Source organism: Pedobacter soli (assembly GCF_900101435.1).
GTDB lineage: Bacteria > Bacteroidota > Bacteroidia > Sphingobacteriales > Sphingobacteriaceae > Pedobacter > Pedobacter soli.
This window is the reverse complement of the sequence record NZ_FMZH01000020.1, coordinates 24,447-39,375: the sequence shown is the minus strand read 5'-3', so window position 1 is coordinate 39,375 and position 14,929 is coordinate 24,447. Positions and strand designations below refer to the sequence as shown.

17 protein-coding genes are annotated in these 14,929 nt (G+C 39.6%); 9 read left to right on the top strand and 8 right to left on the bottom strand.

Going from position 1 to position 14,929, the window contains the following annotated elements; genetic code table 11:
* Positions 1-102 precede the first annotated feature (102 nt).
* From BLR37_RS24100 to BLR37_RS24065, 8 genes are all read right to left on the bottom strand, one after another.
* The gene (locus tag BLR37_RS24100; protein ID WP_090773158.1) at positions 103-789 is read right to left on the bottom strand and encodes a CAP domain-containing protein; all 687 of its coding nucleotides are present in this window, start codon (positions 787-789) and stop codon (positions 103-105) included.
* Positions 790-941: 152 nt separating this feature from the next.
* Positions 942-1,706, bottom strand: a complete 765-nt coding sequence (locus tag BLR37_RS24095; protein ID WP_090773156.1) for an SDR family NAD(P)-dependent oxidoreductase — start codon at positions 1,704-1,706, stop codon at positions 942-944.
* An 86-nt stretch (positions 1,707-1,792) separates the two neighbouring features.
* Positions 1,793-2,197 carry a helix-turn-helix domain-containing protein gene (locus BLR37_RS24090; protein ID WP_039476632.1) on the bottom strand — a complete coding sequence of 135 codons (405 nt, stop codon included), beginning with the start codon at positions 2,195-2,197 and terminating at the stop codon, positions 1,793-1,795.
* 93 nt (positions 2,198-2,290) lie between these two features.
* Positions 2,291-3,130, bottom strand: coding sequence for a ThuA domain-containing protein (locus BLR37_RS24085; protein ID WP_090773154.1), 840 nt, complete (start codon positions 3,128-3,130; stop codon positions 2,291-2,293).
* A gap of 136 nt (positions 3,131-3,266) precedes the next feature.
* Positions 3,267-3,953 (bottom strand): 2'-5' RNA ligase family protein, encoded by a 687-nt coding sequence (locus BLR37_RS24080; RefSeq protein WP_090773152.1) that lies wholly within the window; start codon positions 3,951-3,953, stop codon positions 3,267-3,269.
* Positions 3,954-4,062: 109 nt separating this feature from the next.
* Complete coding sequence (locus BLR37_RS24075) at positions 4,063-5,706, bottom strand: glycine--tRNA ligase (RefSeq protein ID WP_090773150.1); 1,644 nt, start codon at positions 5,704-5,706, stop codon at positions 4,063-4,065.
* A 371-nt stretch (positions 5,707-6,077) separates the two neighbouring features.
* Positions 6,078-6,281 carry a hypothetical protein gene (locus BLR37_RS24070; protein ID WP_090773148.1) on the bottom strand — a complete coding sequence of 68 codons (204 nt, stop codon included), beginning with the start codon at positions 6,279-6,281 and terminating at the stop codon, positions 6,078-6,080.
* On the bottom strand, positions 6,278-7,684 hold the full coding sequence (locus BLR37_RS24065) for a S8 family peptidase (protein WP_090773146.1): 1,407 nt from the start codon (positions 7,682-7,684) through the stop codon (positions 6,278-6,280). The genes BLR37_RS24070 and BLR37_RS24065 overlap by 4 nt, the downstream gene beginning before the upstream one ends.
* A 262-nt stretch (positions 7,685-7,946) precedes the next feature.
* Between BLR37_RS24065 and BLR37_RS24060 the strand changes: the two genes are divergently transcribed.
* The 9 genes from BLR37_RS24060 to BLR37_RS24020 all read left to right on the top strand — a co-directional run bounded on the left by BLR37_RS24060 (position 7,947) and on the right by BLR37_RS24020 (position 14,803).
* Positions 7,947-8,582 (top strand): hypothetical protein, encoded by a 636-nt coding sequence (locus tag BLR37_RS24060; protein WP_143009666.1) that lies wholly within the window; start codon positions 7,947-7,949, stop codon positions 8,580-8,582.
* A 12-nt stretch (positions 8,583-8,594) separates the two neighbouring features.
* Entirely contained in the window at positions 8,595-9,242 is a 648-nt protein-coding gene (locus BLR37_RS24055) for a hypothetical protein (protein ID WP_090773142.1), read from the top strand.
* On the top strand, positions 9,221-10,006 hold the full coding sequence (locus tag BLR37_RS24050) for a sensor histidine kinase (protein WP_090773140.1): 786 nt from the start codon (positions 9,221-9,223) through the stop codon (positions 10,004-10,006). Before BLR37_RS24055 ends, BLR37_RS24050 begins: the two co-directional genes overlap by 22 nt.
* 87 nt (positions 10,007-10,093) lie before the next feature.
* Complete coding sequence (locus BLR37_RS24045) at positions 10,094-10,663, top strand: response regulator transcription factor (RefSeq protein WP_208599721.1); 570 nt, start codon at positions 10,094-10,096, stop codon at positions 10,661-10,663.
* A 279-nt stretch (positions 10,664-10,942) separates the two neighbouring features.
* On the top strand, positions 10,943-11,863 hold the full coding sequence (locus BLR37_RS24040; protein ID WP_090773138.1) for a glycerophosphodiester phosphodiesterase family protein: 921 nt from the start codon (positions 10,943-10,945) through the stop codon (positions 11,861-11,863).
* 79 nt (positions 11,864-11,942) lie between these two features.
* Positions 11,943-12,650: an ATP-binding cassette domain-containing protein gene (locus tag BLR37_RS24035; RefSeq protein ID WP_090773136.1), complete on the top strand. Its 708-nt coding sequence runs from the start codon at positions 11,943-11,945 to the stop codon at positions 12,648-12,650.
* 4 nt (positions 12,651-12,654) lie between these two features.
* The gene (locus tag BLR37_RS24030; protein WP_090773134.1) at positions 12,655-13,203 is read left to right on the top strand and encodes a hypothetical protein; all 549 of its coding nucleotides are present in this window, start codon (positions 12,655-12,657) and stop codon (positions 13,201-13,203) included.
* 228 nt (positions 13,204-13,431) lie between these two features.
* Positions 13,432-13,962: a hypothetical protein gene (locus BLR37_RS24025; RefSeq protein ID WP_090773132.1), complete on the top strand. Its 531-nt coding sequence runs from the start codon at positions 13,432-13,434 to the stop codon at positions 13,960-13,962.
* Between the two features lie 184 nt (positions 13,963-14,146).
* The gene (locus BLR37_RS24020) at positions 14,147-14,803 is read left to right on the top strand and encodes a porin family protein (RefSeq protein WP_143009665.1); all 657 of its coding nucleotides are present in this window, start codon (positions 14,147-14,149) and stop codon (positions 14,801-14,803) included.
* Positions 14,804-14,929 lie beyond the last annotated feature (126 nt).

The window sequence follows — 14,929 nt, the reverse complement described above, 5'->3', positions numbered from 1 at the left end:
TGTTTTTAATGGTTACGGCTGCAAAGGTAAATTAATTTTTAGATTGTAGGTTTTTGCTCAAACTAAAAGCTCCGCATTTTGTAAAAAACAGGCCAGATAAATTTATGGGTTGTTGCTGTACATAGGCTGGGCAACAAAATCGATTACGGTACAATAATTAAAGGAGGGGTGGGGTTGTATGCTCACGCCAACAGTATTGAGTTTGTACTTTTGATCCAATATATTAAAACGATGCCCCAATGATGGCACGCCGCAATCTAACAACAGGTGACAAACAATATCTAAACTTTTGCTGTAGCCAAAATCGATATTCTCGCTCATAGCCTTATTGGGGAAATATCTGGAAAGGCGTTTAGAAAATTTATCGCCATTGCTGCTTTCGTGCGTATCGAGGTTGTTGCGGTTTAAATCTACAGCATGGCCACGGCTTAAGGCAGTTAATCTTTCATCGGGGTAAAACATGGGTAGGTTTCTGATACCCTGCAGATGTTTGTATAACGAGGTGTAATAAGTGTTATTTCGGGTAATTTTAAGCTGGTTGTAATTGCGGTACTGCCTTACATTGTTGTTGTATTTATTGATGTAATCTTCCAAAAAGGTGTTGTAAAACCTTGGGCCATCCAGGCGGATGAGGTTCATTAACAAGATTACGTTTTTCTCTTCGTTAGTGAGGTAACTGGCGTTTACAGCAGTATTGGCCTTTCTGATTTCGGCATCAGACCACTCTTGGGCCGAGACTTTGTTGTAGGATAAAACTGATAATAACAGGGCGAAAAAAAGGCGATGCATCCGGGTATGTTTGTCTGTGTAAGTGGATAACGCCGATTGAAACCTTTTATTTTTCGGAAGGAAAAATTTAAAACAAATTTAACCGCAAAGTGAATCTCTACCCAATGTTTTGCTTCGGGAGCATTTCACTTTGCGGTTAAAAATAGCAGTGATTATAAAAACATACCACCTGATGCTTCAATGCGTTGGGCATTGATCCACCTCGCATCTTCGGTACATAAAAAGGCTATGATGCCACCAATATCATCGGGTAAACCTACGCGACCTAATGCGGTGTTGGCAGCAATGCCTGCATTTAGTTGTTCGTTATCGCGTACTACGCCACCGCCAAAATCGGTTTCGATAGCGCCTGGAGCTACAATGTTGGATCTGATTCCTCTGGTGCCCAATTCTTTAGCCTGATATTTGGTTAAAGTTTCCATTGCTCCTTTCATCGAGGCATAAGCAGCATAACCTGGGGTAGAGAAACGTGCCAAACCACTCGATATGTTAATGATAGCTCCACCATCGTTTAACACCGGAAGTGTTTTTTGGGTCAAAAAGAACGGCCCTTTAAACTGGATATCTACTAGGGTATCAAACTGGTCTTCGGTGGTTTCGGCAAAAGAAGCATGGATGCCAATACCGGCATTATTGATTAAAAAATCGAACTTATCGGTATGAAAAGTGTTTTTTAGGATTGCTTTTACCTCAGTAACGAAACTATCGAAGCTTTTGGCATCGGCTACATTGAGTTGTAGTGCTGCGGCCTGTACGCCAAGTTGCTTAATTTCGGCTACAGTATTTTCTGCTTCTTCTTTTTTGGATTGATAGGTAAGGATAACATCGATCCCTTTGGCTGCGATTTTTAAGGCCGCATTTTTCCCCAATCCGCGGCTACCACCGGTTACCAGGGCAATTTTATTTTGTTTTTCCATTTTCTTTTAATTTGTTAAACAAAATTAGATCGAAAATGGCTGAAAAAATGGTGACTGCTTAAGTTAAAATGGTGACAGTTTAAGTTTTATATGGTAACAATTTCCTTATTGGCCAGCGATGCGAAGTAAGTTTCGCGGTATTGCTTGGGTGTTTGGCCAGAAAAGTGTTTGAAAAACTTGGTGAAATTAGAGGGGTCGTAGGTTAAAATCCGTGCAATTTCTGCAATGGGCATGCTGATGTTTTGCAACATCGATTTAGAAATATCCATTAAGCGTTCTTCAAAAAAATAACAGGGCGAATGACCGGTAGCCGACTTAATGGTATTGCTTAAGTGTGTAGGGTGCACATGAATCAGTTCGGCAAAATCCCTAACCTCAAACATTTCTGTAGCACGACCAGATACCACATCATCCAGATGTTTGTCCAGTTCCCTTAAAAAATCTGCTGCAATTTCGTGTTGGCGGGCAAAAAACTTTTGTGGAATTTTCATGTCGTAGCTTTTGATGTTAAACAAATATAATATTGCAACGAACAAAATGGAAATTTGAGTGGGGCCTAAAGCTTTTATGACTTCGCTATTATTTTATTTTTTGCCGGTACCCAGCCACATGATGCTATTTATAATCAACCGGTTTTGGTTTTCGTTTGCAAAGGTATAGGAAAGTGTTTTGTTGGTGTTATCGTATTTGTGTTCGTAATCCATATCGTTGTGGCCCATGTTTACATAAACCATTTTGTAGTTTTTGTTGCTCCATACTACAGGGTAATAACCGCTGTGCCAAATCTCATGTGCTTTGGGCCCAGTACCCAGGGGGAAGCTGGTGGAGTCTATAGCCAGCAGGATTTGAATGTTAGGGTTTTTACGCAGATTGTTCTGCCAGCGGTACCATTCGTTGGGTTGCGATTTAAAAGTTTGGGGTAGGTTTTTGGTAACCGGGTGTTTGTTGTTTTCTACCCTCAGTATTGCTGAAGTTGGTCGCCAGGTATTGCTGCCGTAGCCATCCGAGCCTAAAAAAGTATTGTGGTACCAATCCCAGTTCTGATCGAAAGCCGATTTGGCTAATGCAAAAGCCGAAAAATGAAAGCCCATCCAGCCGCCGCCATTTTCCATGTATTTTTGAAAGGCTTCGCGCTGTTCAGCTTTTTCGGGGCGGGTATCGAGAAACAGAACGACCTGATATTTTGCCAGAAAAGTTGCATTGAGGTTATCCCAGTTGGCGGTCGAATCGTAACTGAAATGGTATTTATCGGCCATCTCAGGAAACCATTTATTGGCCTCGTGTACAAAGCTAATGTGCGCCAGATCGCTCTTGGCGGTATAAAATGCAATTACCCTGAATTTGGGCTTATGCTGTGCATTTACGGTAGCAGCGAAAAGCACGATTAAAAGAAAGGTAAGTATTGATTTTTTAAGGCGATACATTTGGTTAGATTTAGCGATGTAAATTAAATAATGTAACCTTAATTAAATGAACAGAAACTGCCCATAAAATCAAAATGTGGCTTGATTAACCGTTCAAACGATTGATAATTTTGGCTGGCTTATGCAAATGAAGCATTTAGCCTTGCTCCGTTGAAAACACATGCAGTTTTTGTACAAACCTTTCACGCTGGTACCAGTCGTTGTAAACCAGTTCGATCTGCTTTACCTCAAAGGTGCCAAAATCAAAATCACGGTACTTTTCCATCAGGCTAACTAATACGGCAGGGTTTCGCAGCGGGTTGTTAAATCGCACAATGGTAGCATGTGCCGTTTGGATGGCATATCGCTTATCGATGCTTTGCTGTAAAGCTGAATTTTTAAATACTTTTCTCAAATCATCGCGAATCTCGTTCAGTGTTTCTGTTAAAAAGCCCTGCACTAAAATACACGATGGTGAAGCCGTAAGCCCTTTAAACTGAATTTTGAATGTTTTCTGCTTAGTTAAAACTTCCTGAATAAGGCTAACATAATCCTGCATATGAATATCCTTTAAATCGAAACCAGTGTAGCAGGAAATGATAGACATGAGTGTGATGTGGATATCACTGTTCTGGTAAAAATACTGATCGGGTTCAATGGCTTTAACCTCGGTTAAAAACTGCTGGATTTGGGCATTGGTGGCCAGGTCAGGTCTGATTACCAGGGTAATCCCAAAACGCTTATCAGTTTCATCATTAATCAATGGGTCTGTTTCGTAATCGCCTGATGCAATTTTTGTAACAGAATCGGTGTAAAGTTTATCGTAGTGTTCGGCTAAATTCATTTTAATTTTATACAAAAAAGTCGCAGGGATAAAACCTGCGACTTGATATCATCTAGTTAGATGCTGAAATAAATCCGATAGCTATCGGATCAGCATGACGATTTTCGTTTTAAGCTAACAAAGTTTTCCAGCTGGTTGCTTTACCAATAATATCGCCTAAATCGGCAATGGCAATACGCTCTTGCTCCATGCTATCCCTGTGACGGATGGTTACTGTATTATCTTCCAGGCTCTGGTGGTCAACCGTGATACAGAAAGGTGTACCTACTGCATCCTGACGGCGGTAGCGTTTACCAATGGCATCTTTTTCTTCATAAATACAGTTAAAATCGAATTTCAGTGTATCCATAATTTCGCGTGCTTTTTCTGGCAGGCCATCTTTTTTAGTCAGCGGGAAAATAGCCACTTTATATGGTGCCAAAGCAGGATGTAAGCGCAACAAAGTACGGCTATCCTGTTTATCTTCGGTACTTAAATCCTGTTCTTCAAAAGCATTAATCATGGTTAAGAGGAACATACGGTCTAAACCAATTGATGTTTCGATTACATAAGGAACGTAATTGCCGTAAGGTTTACCATCTTCGTTTAAATCGTTATCGAAATACTGCATTTTCTTGCCCGAGTATTCCTGGTGTTGTGTTAAATCGAAATCGGTACGGCTATGGATACCTTCAACCTCTTTAAAGCCGAATGGGAATTCGAATTCGATATCTGTTGCAGCGTTAGCATAATGCGCCAGTTTAACGTGGTCGTGGTAACGGTATTTCTCTGGCGAAGTACCTAATGCCCTGTGCCATTTTAAACGTGCTTCTTTCCAGTACTCGAACCACTTTTTATCTTCACCCGGGCGAACGAAAAATTGCATTTCCATTTGCTCGAACTCGCGCATACGCATAATAAACTGGCGGGCAATTACCTCGTTTCTGAAAGCTTTACCAATTTGGGCAATACCAAAAGGGATTTTCATCCTGCCCGATTTTTGTACGTTTAAAAAGTTTACAAAAATACCTTGTGCAGTTTCCGGACGCAGATATACTTCATCACTACCTTCGGCCATGGCACCAAACTGCGTGCTAAACATCAGGTTAAACTGGCGTACATCTGTCCAGTTTGAGGTTTTAGAAATCGGGCAGATTACTTTATAATTTACAATTAAATCTTTTAGCTGAGCAAGGTTTTCAGATTTCAGCGCCAGGTTCATTTCTACCTCCAGGGCTAAACCTTTTTTAACAAATTTCCAGCTTGCTTCTTCAACAAAAGGATATTTGGCAGCGTCTAAAATTGTTTCCTCTTCTTTAAAACCCGGAACCCATGCGGCCTGACCTTCATCGCTTAAGCCCAGTATTTCTTGTTGAAATGCTTCAAATTTAGCTTTGTTTGCTTCACTGAAATTGGCCAGTTCCGAATACAATTCATCAATTTTATTTTCCAGTAACTGATCGGCACGGTAACGTTTTTTCGAATCCTTGTTGTCAATCATCGGGTCGTTAAAACCATCTACGTGCCCGCTGGCTTTCCATACTTTAGGGTGCATAAAAATTGCAGAATCGATACCTACAATATTTTCGTGCATTTGCACCATGGCTTTCCACCAGTAAGTTTTAATGTTGTTTTTTAACTCGGCACCCAATTGGCCATAGTCATAAACGGCACTTAAACCGTCGTATATTTCGCTGCTCTGAAATACGAAACCGTATTCTTTAGCGTGTGAGATTACATTTTTAAATTGTTCGTCGTTATTCTTTTGAGCCATAATGGAGGCAAATATAATAAAAAGGTGGAGGGTTTAAAGGTATAAGGCTTAAGGTTTTTGGACAATGGTAAAGGAAGTGCAGATTTTCGAATTTGGCAGTTTGCCGTTTTCGGTTAAGCAGGTAACCGATTCAAACAGTTAACTATTTTTTTCCATTTGAAAAGCAATACTCGTGCTAGTCGGTTCCGGAGTTCCTGCTCCTTTCCGCTTTACTTCTCCCGATGAAAAATCGGGATCGTGCCCGCTACAATCAGGTTTAGATGGCCAGCATGGCAAAGCTATTTATGTTTTTTAATTAACGTATAAAAAACCGGTACCGCTAAATAATTTTAACGGCACCGGTTTAATTGAGAGACTTTATTTTTTCAGGCTTAAATGCTGATATCCCTTTCCTCCTCAACACTTAACACGCCATCAATTTTCTTAATATCTGCAATTTTATGATTACCCGGAACAATGAGGATTACACCAATTGAATCAAGGATTTCGACCTCTTGTATGCCTGTTTGCTTCAATTTGCTCACAACGGCATCCAAGGCACCATCCTGCACAGATATTAACCATTTTGTTTTCATCTTATTATTTTTTCTATTGGGCCAATTGGATCGATAGGGAATTTTGGATTAACCAAAATCGGAAGTTTATCAATCGGGAATTTAATCAATCTGTTTTTGGTAGGTGCCTGTACCAAGCCGGCACCTACATCCCTGCCAGGTAAAGGTAAAGCTTTTGCAGTTGAAGTTAATTTTCGCCATAAATTAATCCCCCTAAGACCCGATGCCTGAGCCCAAAGTGCAGCAATACCTGCAACATGTGGGGTGGCCATACTGGTACCATTCCAGCTGGCATACTTGGTTGGCAGTTTGGTTGATGAGTAAACATTAACGCCAGGGGCTGCAATATCTACCGCGCCGTATGTTGGGTAAAGCCCTCCGTTAGAGAAATTTGCTACATTCATATTCACATCTACCGCACCAACAGCCATAATAGAAGGACAGTTTGCAGGGTGCATTACCTGTTTTACAACACCTGGACGGGCTGAATCATTTCCGGCTGCGGCAATAATTAAGGTACCCTGGGCCAATGCACGGGCAGCAGCAGTTTCGAACACGGCCGAATAGCCTGCACCGGTTACATAACCTCTTAACGACATGCTTACCACATCGCAACGGTTGGCAATAGCCCAGTTAATACCGGCAAGAATGCCTCCGTCGCCACCAGAACCGCCATTGCTTAACACTTTGCCAATATAAATGCTTGCTGCATAAGCAATACCATATCTTTCAGATGCTGCGGGAGAGCTTAACGGACCACAGGCAGTACCAGTACAGTGCGTACCGTGGCCATGGCCATCTTGTGTGCTTTCGCCACTAATAAAACTCTGGTGAACGATGGGACGGCCAGCAAAATCAGGGTGGCTAGAATCGAAACCCGTATCCAGTATGGCCACTTTAATGCCGGCACCGTTGTAAGGGTTGTATCTTAAAAAGGTGGTAGGTACCACATTAGTGGCTTTTAAACCCCAGGTAGCGCCAACCGATTCTACTTCCGATTGTTGTTCCTGGTATTGGTAATCTTCAGTTTCAGTTCCCACCAGTGCATTTGTTAACTGGTTTACAGCATCTCTGTAGCCTTCTACGTAATTTTGGGTACTTTCTTCCAGCATACCGATGGCATAAACAACTCTTTCCTTTTCAACAATCATTTCGTTGTCGCCGAAACTGCTGATCGAATTTTCGGCTTTGGGTTTTTCGTTTACAATGGCGATGCCCAGTTTATCTAGAACAATACCATCTGTTTTAGCCAGATCTTTATCCGTAAAAAATTCGTTTTCAAACTCTAAAGAGCTTTTTAAACTCAGACCACTAATGCTGTTAATCTGGTTAATCGAATCTGAGGTGTTAGATCCTTCTGGTAGCAGTACAAGGTATCTTCCGGTGTACTCTACTTTTTCTTCTTTTTTCAAGGTTTTTGACATGGTTTAAGGTTGTTTAGTCTTGCCTACTCTGTTCAGGGTTTTCAGCTTCTTCCCGTTCGTGTCTTTTAGTTTGAAACACTGAGTCAAAGTTGGAACAGTTGCGGCAGAAAAACCTTAGCTAAACCACTATAAACCAATAGTGAAAGCAACAAAATAAAACGCCGTAAAAACAACTGTAAAATATGGGGAAAACCCCATCTGCTTTAAGCGAAAGTTTTATCACATTTGGGAATAAAGCTTAACTTTAATAAAAATAAAAATTATGGAAACACAACATTTACCTGTCTATGCCATTGTGTTTATATGTGGGGCGCTGGCATACTATCTTTTGCAAAAAATAATGGATCTCCTAAAGGGCAGCGAAAGGCGTGGTAAACCTACCACCATGGATCCGGCCATTATTCAGCAAATGGTAGATAATTATCGGAACAATCACCTGGAAGCCATTAATAAGCTAATAGGTATAAAAGATGCACATTCGGTTTCGTTTGGTTTAAAAACCCTGAAAAAATTTGTTGGCGATATTGAATTTTATGCCAAAAAGGTAGATCCACGCATTACTGATGGTGCTTTAGGTGTTCGTTTCTACTATGCAGCCTACCCGAAAGAGAACGAATGGAGCGGCTTTGAAAATGAAATCGGAAAAGATTACGCCCAAAGGCATACCCTGATTATGATCCCTACTTTAAAAAAGAAAGCCGGCAACGGGAGCTATCTCGATTATGATTTTAATCCTTTAGACAGGAGTACTTTCCCGCTTAAAGAAAGAAGCAAAGAGCAGCCTGTTACTTTAATGGCCATGAGTTCTGATACCAGCGGTGGCCAAACCCGCGAAGTAATGGCCCAAAACCATGGTCAAACCATTCCGCCGGCCGATTCAGCAATAGAAAGTTATTAATCCTTATATAAGATGAGTCCTGAACAGCAATTTCTGAGCGACAGTTTCCTTTGGGTAGAAGGAGGGGCGGCATTAATTGCGTTGTATTATTTCAGACGTTTAAAAAGGCAGCATTGGCGTTATTTTATCTATTACCTGCTGCTTATTTTTGCCTGCGAAGTAATTGGTAAATGGGGCGGAGAATGGATCAGTTTTTCAAAAACAAAGTATTACAATTATATCGTTATTCCCTTTCAGTTTATCTTTTTTTACTGGCTTTATGCCGTAAAATCGTTCAGCAATAAAAAATTATTCTGGCTAATTGCTGCATTGTATGTGCTTTCGTTTATGCTTAGCCGGCTATTTTTTAAAGAAAGTAAAGTATATTTTTCTTTCAACTATACGCTGGGCTGCTTATTACTTATGTTTTTGGTGATCAAAGAGTACTACAATCAGGTTAATTCTTTAGATATCCTGAATTTTCAGGCAAACCGGATGTTTTACATTAATCTGGGCGTTACCTTATTTTATATTGGCACATTACCCTTTTTTACTTTTTATTCGCTATTGCGGGCTTATATCCAGATTTGGGATATTTATTTCGATTATTTCCTGATTTCGGGTATTGTAATGTATATCTTATTCTCAATTTCATTTATATGGGGAAAACGGAGCTCTTAATTACGATTATCCTTTTTAATCTGTTTTTTGTACTGTTTGTAGTAGCCATTATGGTTTACATTAAAAAATATAAGCAACGCAAAAGAGAATATTTGAATGAGATTGAAATCGCTAACGAAATACACCAAAAGGAGTTGTTAAACACCCAGCTGGAAATACAACAAGCTACTATGCAGCAGATTGGTCGCGAGCTGCACGATAACATCGGCCAGAAACTTACTTTGGTTAGCCTTTATGCGCAGCAGCTGGTACACGAAAATAAAGTGCCCCAGGCCAGCAACCGGATCGAACAGATTTATCAGATTATTAATTCATCGCTGCAGGATTTAAGAAGTTTATCTAAAAACCTGACAAATGATAACATAAATGAAAATGAAATTGTAAATTTAATACAGGAAGAAGTAGACTATATTAATGCTTTAAAAAGATGTGAGGTAACTTTTGAGCATAATTTTGAGCACATCGATCTGGAGTTTGTAAAAAAGAATGTTTTGCTGCGGATTACGCAGGAATTTCTTCAAAATAGTTTAAAACATGCACAATGCAGTAACATTAGCATACATTTAAAATCATCTGCAGCTGTTTTTTTAACATTACAAATACAGGATGATGGGATAGGATTTGATTTTGCTCATATTACTTCTGACGGCATCGGATTAAAAAACATGAAAAAAAGAGCCGAAATTATTGGCGGAGCATTCAATTTAGCAAGCAAACTCAATTCAGGCACTACACTCACGATTATTTTAAACAGCCCGGCATGAAACCATCATGATTTACCAAAATCCGCAGGGGAATGAATATTTAAAATCATGATAGCTTCATCACCTTTGAAAACAAACTCTATACTGATGAAAAAAACGATAGTTATTGTTGATGATCATATTCTGATTGCCAAGGCACTTCAGGGCATTATCGATAATTTTGCAGCTTTTGAAGTGATTTATGTTTGTGAAAACGGAAAGGAGCTGATGCAAAATTTCGAAAACAGCAATAAAATTCCCGATATTTTACTTTTGGATATCAGTATGCCCATTATGGATGGCTTCGAAACCGTAGCCTGGGTAACGGCAAACCATCCCGAAGTAAAAGTGATGGCCCTGAGCATGCAGGGCGAAGAAAAAAGTGTTATAAAAATGGTAAGCAACGGTGCAAAAGGCTATTTGCTCAAAAATGCCCATCCGGTTGAGCTGGAAAATGCACTGACCAAATTAGATATCAATGGATTTTTTTATCCCGATTGGGCATCAAAAATTATCTTTTCCAGTTTGAATAAGGCGAAGGATGCAGAAATCAAAATTTCCGACCGGGAAAAAGAGTTTCTGAAATATACCGTTACCGAGCTTAATTATAAAGAAATAGCTGATAAAATGTTTTGCAGTCCCCGTACTGTTGAAAGTTACCGCGATCAGCTATGCTAAAAACTCGAACTCAAAACCCGTGTGGGTTTGGCTGTTTTTGCCATTAAGAACGGATTTGCTTGAGCAAGTTTGGAGCTTGGTGTTCGGAGTTGAGAGACAGCTCGCGCGAATACGGTTTGCAATTAGCAGTTTGCAGTAACTAATGAACAAATGACCAATGAACCATTGAACAATTCTGGAAACAGTTAACCGATTAACCTCATATCTGCAATTAACCAATTTAAACAGTTAACCTATTAACCCACTACAACGCTTCCCATTTTTTCCTACTTTTGAACCATGAAATTCCATCATTTGCTATTTGTGGCTATTGCTGTGCTTTTTGCCTCATGCAAACCAGAAGAAAAGAAGCATCAGTACATTAAATTTAATACTATTCAAGAGTTATATCAATTCTTAAATTGGTCGCCTGAGGGGCGTTTCCCATTAATCAGTGCCCACCGGGGTGGACCCATGCCAGGTTTTCCCGAAAATTGCATCGAAACCTTTGCAAATGCTACCACCTATAACCCCATGGTAATCGAGTTTGATATTGCTTACAGCAAAGATTCGGTTATGGTGATTATGCACGATGATAACCTGGACAGAACCTCGACAGGTAAAGGGCCAATTGGTAATTACACCTATGAGGAGTTAAAAGCTTTTAACCTTAAAGATGATGCGGGTAAAGAAACCAAATTTAAAATCCCGACTTTAGATAGCGTATTGAGCTGGAGTAAGGGAAAAGTGTTGTTAACCATCGATTTAAAAAAAGGGGTTTCTTACGCCAAAGTAATCGAAAAGGTAAGGCAGTATAAAGTAGAAAGCAATTCGATTATCATTACCTATACCGCCAACCAGGCTCAGGAAGTGCATCGTTTGGCGCCCGAGTTAATGATTTCGGCTTCGGTGCAAAAGAAAGCTGAATTAAAACGCTTAAACAGTATGGGGATTCCAAATAACCGCATTGTAGCTTTTATTGGCGTTACGGCACCTGATAAAGAACTGTACCAATACCTGCACAATAAAGGCATCACCACTATTTTAGGTACCATGGGCAATATTGATAAGAGTTCGCTTGCTAACCCGGCTAAAATGGTTTATTATCATCTTACCAACAATGGCGCCGATATTTTATCGTCAGATAATATTGAACAGGCCGCAGAACAATTGGATAAGTTGAGGTACAATAAAAAGTTAAGTTCATCACATACATATTAATAACACATAAAACACATTGATTGACTGAAAAGATGAAAAATCTGTGCTTATCTGTGAAATCTGTGGCAAAAAATAAATAATGAGTATTTCAGTTAAAAACCTTTCCAGGCATTACGATAAACAAAAAGCCGTCGATTCGATTAGTTTCGAAGCCAGGCCCGGGCGTATTTTGGGTTTTTTAGGGCCAAACGGTGCAGGTAAATCTACCACCATGCGTATGCTTACGGGTTATCTTGAGCCAACATCAGGCGCAGCAGAAATAGCGGGTAAAAATATTTTAACCGAGGCCATTGCTGCGAAAAGACAAATTGGCTACCTGCCAGAAAATACTCCGCTTTATGCCGATATGTATGTAAAGGAATTTTTAACCTTTGTAGGCCAAACCTATGGTTTAAGCCATTTGGCTGCAAGGGTAGATGAGGTGGTTAAAATGGTTGGCCTTACGCCCGAACAGCATAAAAAAATCGGAATGCTATCAAAAGGTTACCGCCAGCGGGTAGGTTTGGCGCAGGCCATTATTCATAATCCCGAAGTTTTAATTCTCGATGAGCCAACATCAGGTTTAGATCCGAACCAGCTGGTAGATATCAGGTTGTTGATTAAATCGCTGGGAGCAGCCAAAACAGTGGTAATATCGACACATATTATGCAGGAGGTAGAAGCCATTTGCGACGATATCATCATTATCAATAAAGGTAAAATTGTAGCCAACGATTCGCTCGAAGGAATAAAGAAAACCTACGGCGGTCTTTCATTAGAAGATATTTTTAGAAAACTTACTGCTTAATTTCATGCTTTTAACCAAAATCAGATTAACTTTAATTATAGTATTGGGCTTGGTGCCTGCAGTATTAATGGCTCAAAATACCCCGAATATCGGTATTGGTGGCGAAATTGGCTTGCCCTCGGGTAACTTCGCTGGTGTATCGGCAGTAGGATTGGGCGCATCTGTAAAGGCTGATTTGCCTCTTTCAAGCAATCTGGCCTTGAGCTTAAATGCTGGTTACATGAATTTTTTCGGTCGACGAAACCAGATTCTCCAGGTTCAGGATTTAAGTTATGCACCTGCAAAAGCAGGATTAAAGTACTGGTTAAGCGAAGGTTTTTATGCCGAAGGTCAGCTGGGCGCCGCTTTACCCTTAAGTAGCGGCCTGAAAACATTATTGGCATGGTCGCCGGGTATTGGCACCCAGTTTAAATTATCGGGCGAAAATAAAATCGATCTGGGCATCAGATACGAAGGCTGGTCGGGTAAACGCGATAGTAACTTGATCAATACAAGTTCTGTTAATACCAAAGGTTTTGCCGGACTAAGATTTGCCTACGTTTTCGGACTCTAGTGTGATCGGTCTTAATTAAATCTGTATTTTTTTCTCAAAAATATACACTGAGACGTATCGCTCAACCTAAGTACAACTTTTTAGAATAAAAATTATTGTTCTGTAAGCAGTTTATTGTCAGGTTTTTGTGTTTTGTTTTTCGCCTTTTTAAAATTGTTTGTAACGTTTTTGGCGTAATTATTGTCTATAATAGCAAAATAATTAACGAACAAATAATCTAAAAAACACATGAAAAAGTTATTACTTTCTTTAGTAATGGTTGCAGGCTTAGGCTTTGCAGCATCAGCTCAAACAGAAGGAGCGGTTCAAAAATTAAGCATTGGTGCTGAGTTTGGATTGCCAACAAAAAAGAATTCAAATTCCTTAATTGTGGGAGGTTCATTGCAGTATGAGCATCCTGTAGCAAAATCTTTAAGTTTAACGGGCTCAGCAGGTTATTTATCTGTAATGGCAACAGGCGATGCCAAGGATTTTCTAAAAGCTGTAGGTGCTAAAACAAGTGCAGGAGTTGTTCCATTAAAAGCAGGTGCTAAATATTATTTTGGCGGTAACTTTTATGGTGCTGGCGAATTAGGTGCAGCAATTAGCACTGAAACAGGCGGTAGTACATTATTTGCTGTTGCTCCAACTTTAGGTGCTTCATTTTCAGTTGCCGATAAATCTAGCTTAGATTTCGGTTTACGTTACGAAAACTGGTCAGGTAATGGTGGTTCAACAGGCTTTATTGGCTTACGCGCTGCTTTTGCATTCGGTTTGTAATAAAACCTTTAACGCATTTAAAAGCCTCCAAGCAATTGGGGGCTTTGTTGTTTATAGAAATTTATTCTGGTAAATATTTTAACTATTAAATTAGTTTGTTTATCATTGCAGCATTTTGTTTGTCAATCAGGCAAATACAGGGAAAATTAAAAACAATTCTAACAAACAATCTCAAAAAAATCAGATGAAAAAATTAGTATTATCTTTATTAACAGTTGCAGCATTAAGCACTGCAGCTTTAGCTCAAAACAGTAATCCGGTTAAATTTGGCTTAAAAGCAGGTGTGGCTTTTCCAAATATGACTTTCTCGGCAGGTAGTGCATCATTTAGTTATGGTACAAAAACCTCGTATTATGTTGGTGGAACAGTAGAGTTCGAATTATCTGACATGGTTTCTATTCAGCCCGGATTAACCTTTATTGATAAGGGAACAAAAATTAACAGCAGTAGCTTTGGTTTCAATAATGACGATTTTCTTACCGATGTTGATGCCACGCTAAACTTTAAATATCTTGAACTTCCGGTTAACGCCCTTGTAAATTTCAAAGTGGCCAATGCAGGTAAAATATTTGTTGGCGCTGGTCCTTATTTTGCCTATGCTTTAAGTGGCAATGCTAAAATGGGATCGGAGAAAGAGAAAATCGAATTCAAGGATTCTGGTTTCAGACGTACCGATTTCGGACTAAATTTCCTGGCTGGTTTCCAATTAAATAATGGCTTAAATATTCATGCCGGTTATGGGCTGGGCTTAGGTAATATGGCTAACGACGAAGAAGCACAGGATTTTGATGCTTCAATTAAGCATAAAGTATTTACCGTTGGATTAGGTTTTTCTTTCTAAGCTGTAATAAAAAACGTTAAGCCTCTGATGAAAATCGGGGGCTTTTTTTGTGCCTTATTTTTAGCAATCACGCTATTAACGATTAACCATCAACTATTAACCACCATCTATTTATCATTCAAACGA

Coding starts and splice junctions, on each gene's coding strand:
- BLR37_RS24020 (WP_143009665.1), top strand. CDS start 14,147: ATGAAAAAATTAGTATTATCTTTATTAACAGTTGCAGCATTAAGCACT.
- BLR37_RS24035 (WP_090773136.1), top strand. CDS start 11,943: ATGAGTATTTCAGTTAAAAACCTTTCCAGGCATTACGATAAACAAAAA.
- BLR37_RS24025 (WP_090773132.1), top strand. CDS start 13,432: ATGAAAAAGTTATTACTTTCTTTAGTAATGGTTGCAGGCTTAGGCTTT.
- BLR37_RS24100 (WP_090773158.1), bottom strand. CDS start 789: ATGCATCGCCTTTTTTTCGCCCTGTTATTATCAGTTTTATCCTACAAC.
- BLR37_RS24040 (WP_090773138.1), top strand. CDS start 10,943: ATGAAATTCCATCATTTGCTATTTGTGGCTATTGCTGTGCTTTTTGCC.
- BLR37_RS24080 (WP_090773152.1), bottom strand. CDS start 3,953: ATGAATTTAGCCGAACACTACGATAAACTTTACACCGATTCTGTTACA.
- BLR37_RS24090 (WP_039476632.1), bottom strand. CDS start 2,197: ATGAAAATTCCACAAAAGTTTTTTGCCCGCCAACACGAAATTGCAGCA.
- BLR37_RS24060 (WP_143009666.1), top strand. CDS start 7,947: ATGGAAACACAACATTTACCTGTCTATGCCATTGTGTTTATATGTGGG.
- BLR37_RS24050 (WP_090773140.1), top strand. CDS start 9,221: ATGGGGAAAACGGAGCTCTTAATTACGATTATCCTTTTTAATCTGTTT.
- BLR37_RS24045 (WP_208599721.1), top strand. CDS start 10,094: ATGAAAAAAACGATAGTTATTGTTGATGATCATATTCTGATTGCCAAG.
- BLR37_RS24085 (WP_090773154.1), bottom strand. CDS start 3,130: ATGTATCGCCTTAAAAAATCAATACTTACCTTTCTTTTAATCGTGCTT.
- BLR37_RS24065 (WP_090773146.1), bottom strand. CDS start 7,684: ATGTCAAAAACCTTGAAAAAAGAAGAAAAAGTAGAGTACACCGGAAGA.
- BLR37_RS24070 (WP_090773148.1), bottom strand. CDS start 6,281: ATGAAAACAAAATGGTTAATATCTGTGCAGGATGGTGCCTTGGATGCC.
- BLR37_RS24095 (WP_090773156.1), bottom strand. CDS start 1,706: ATGGAAAAACAAAATAAAATTGCCCTGGTAACCGGTGGTAGCCGCGGA.
- BLR37_RS24055 (WP_090773142.1), top strand. CDS start 8,595: ATGAGTCCTGAACAGCAATTTCTGAGCGACAGTTTCCTTTGGGTAGAA.
- BLR37_RS24075 (WP_090773150.1), bottom strand. CDS start 5,706: ATGGCTCAAAAGAATAACGACGAACAATTTAAAAATGTAATCTCACAC.
- BLR37_RS24030 (WP_090773134.1), top strand. CDS start 12,655: ATGCTTTTAACCAAAATCAGATTAACTTTAATTATAGTATTGGGCTTG.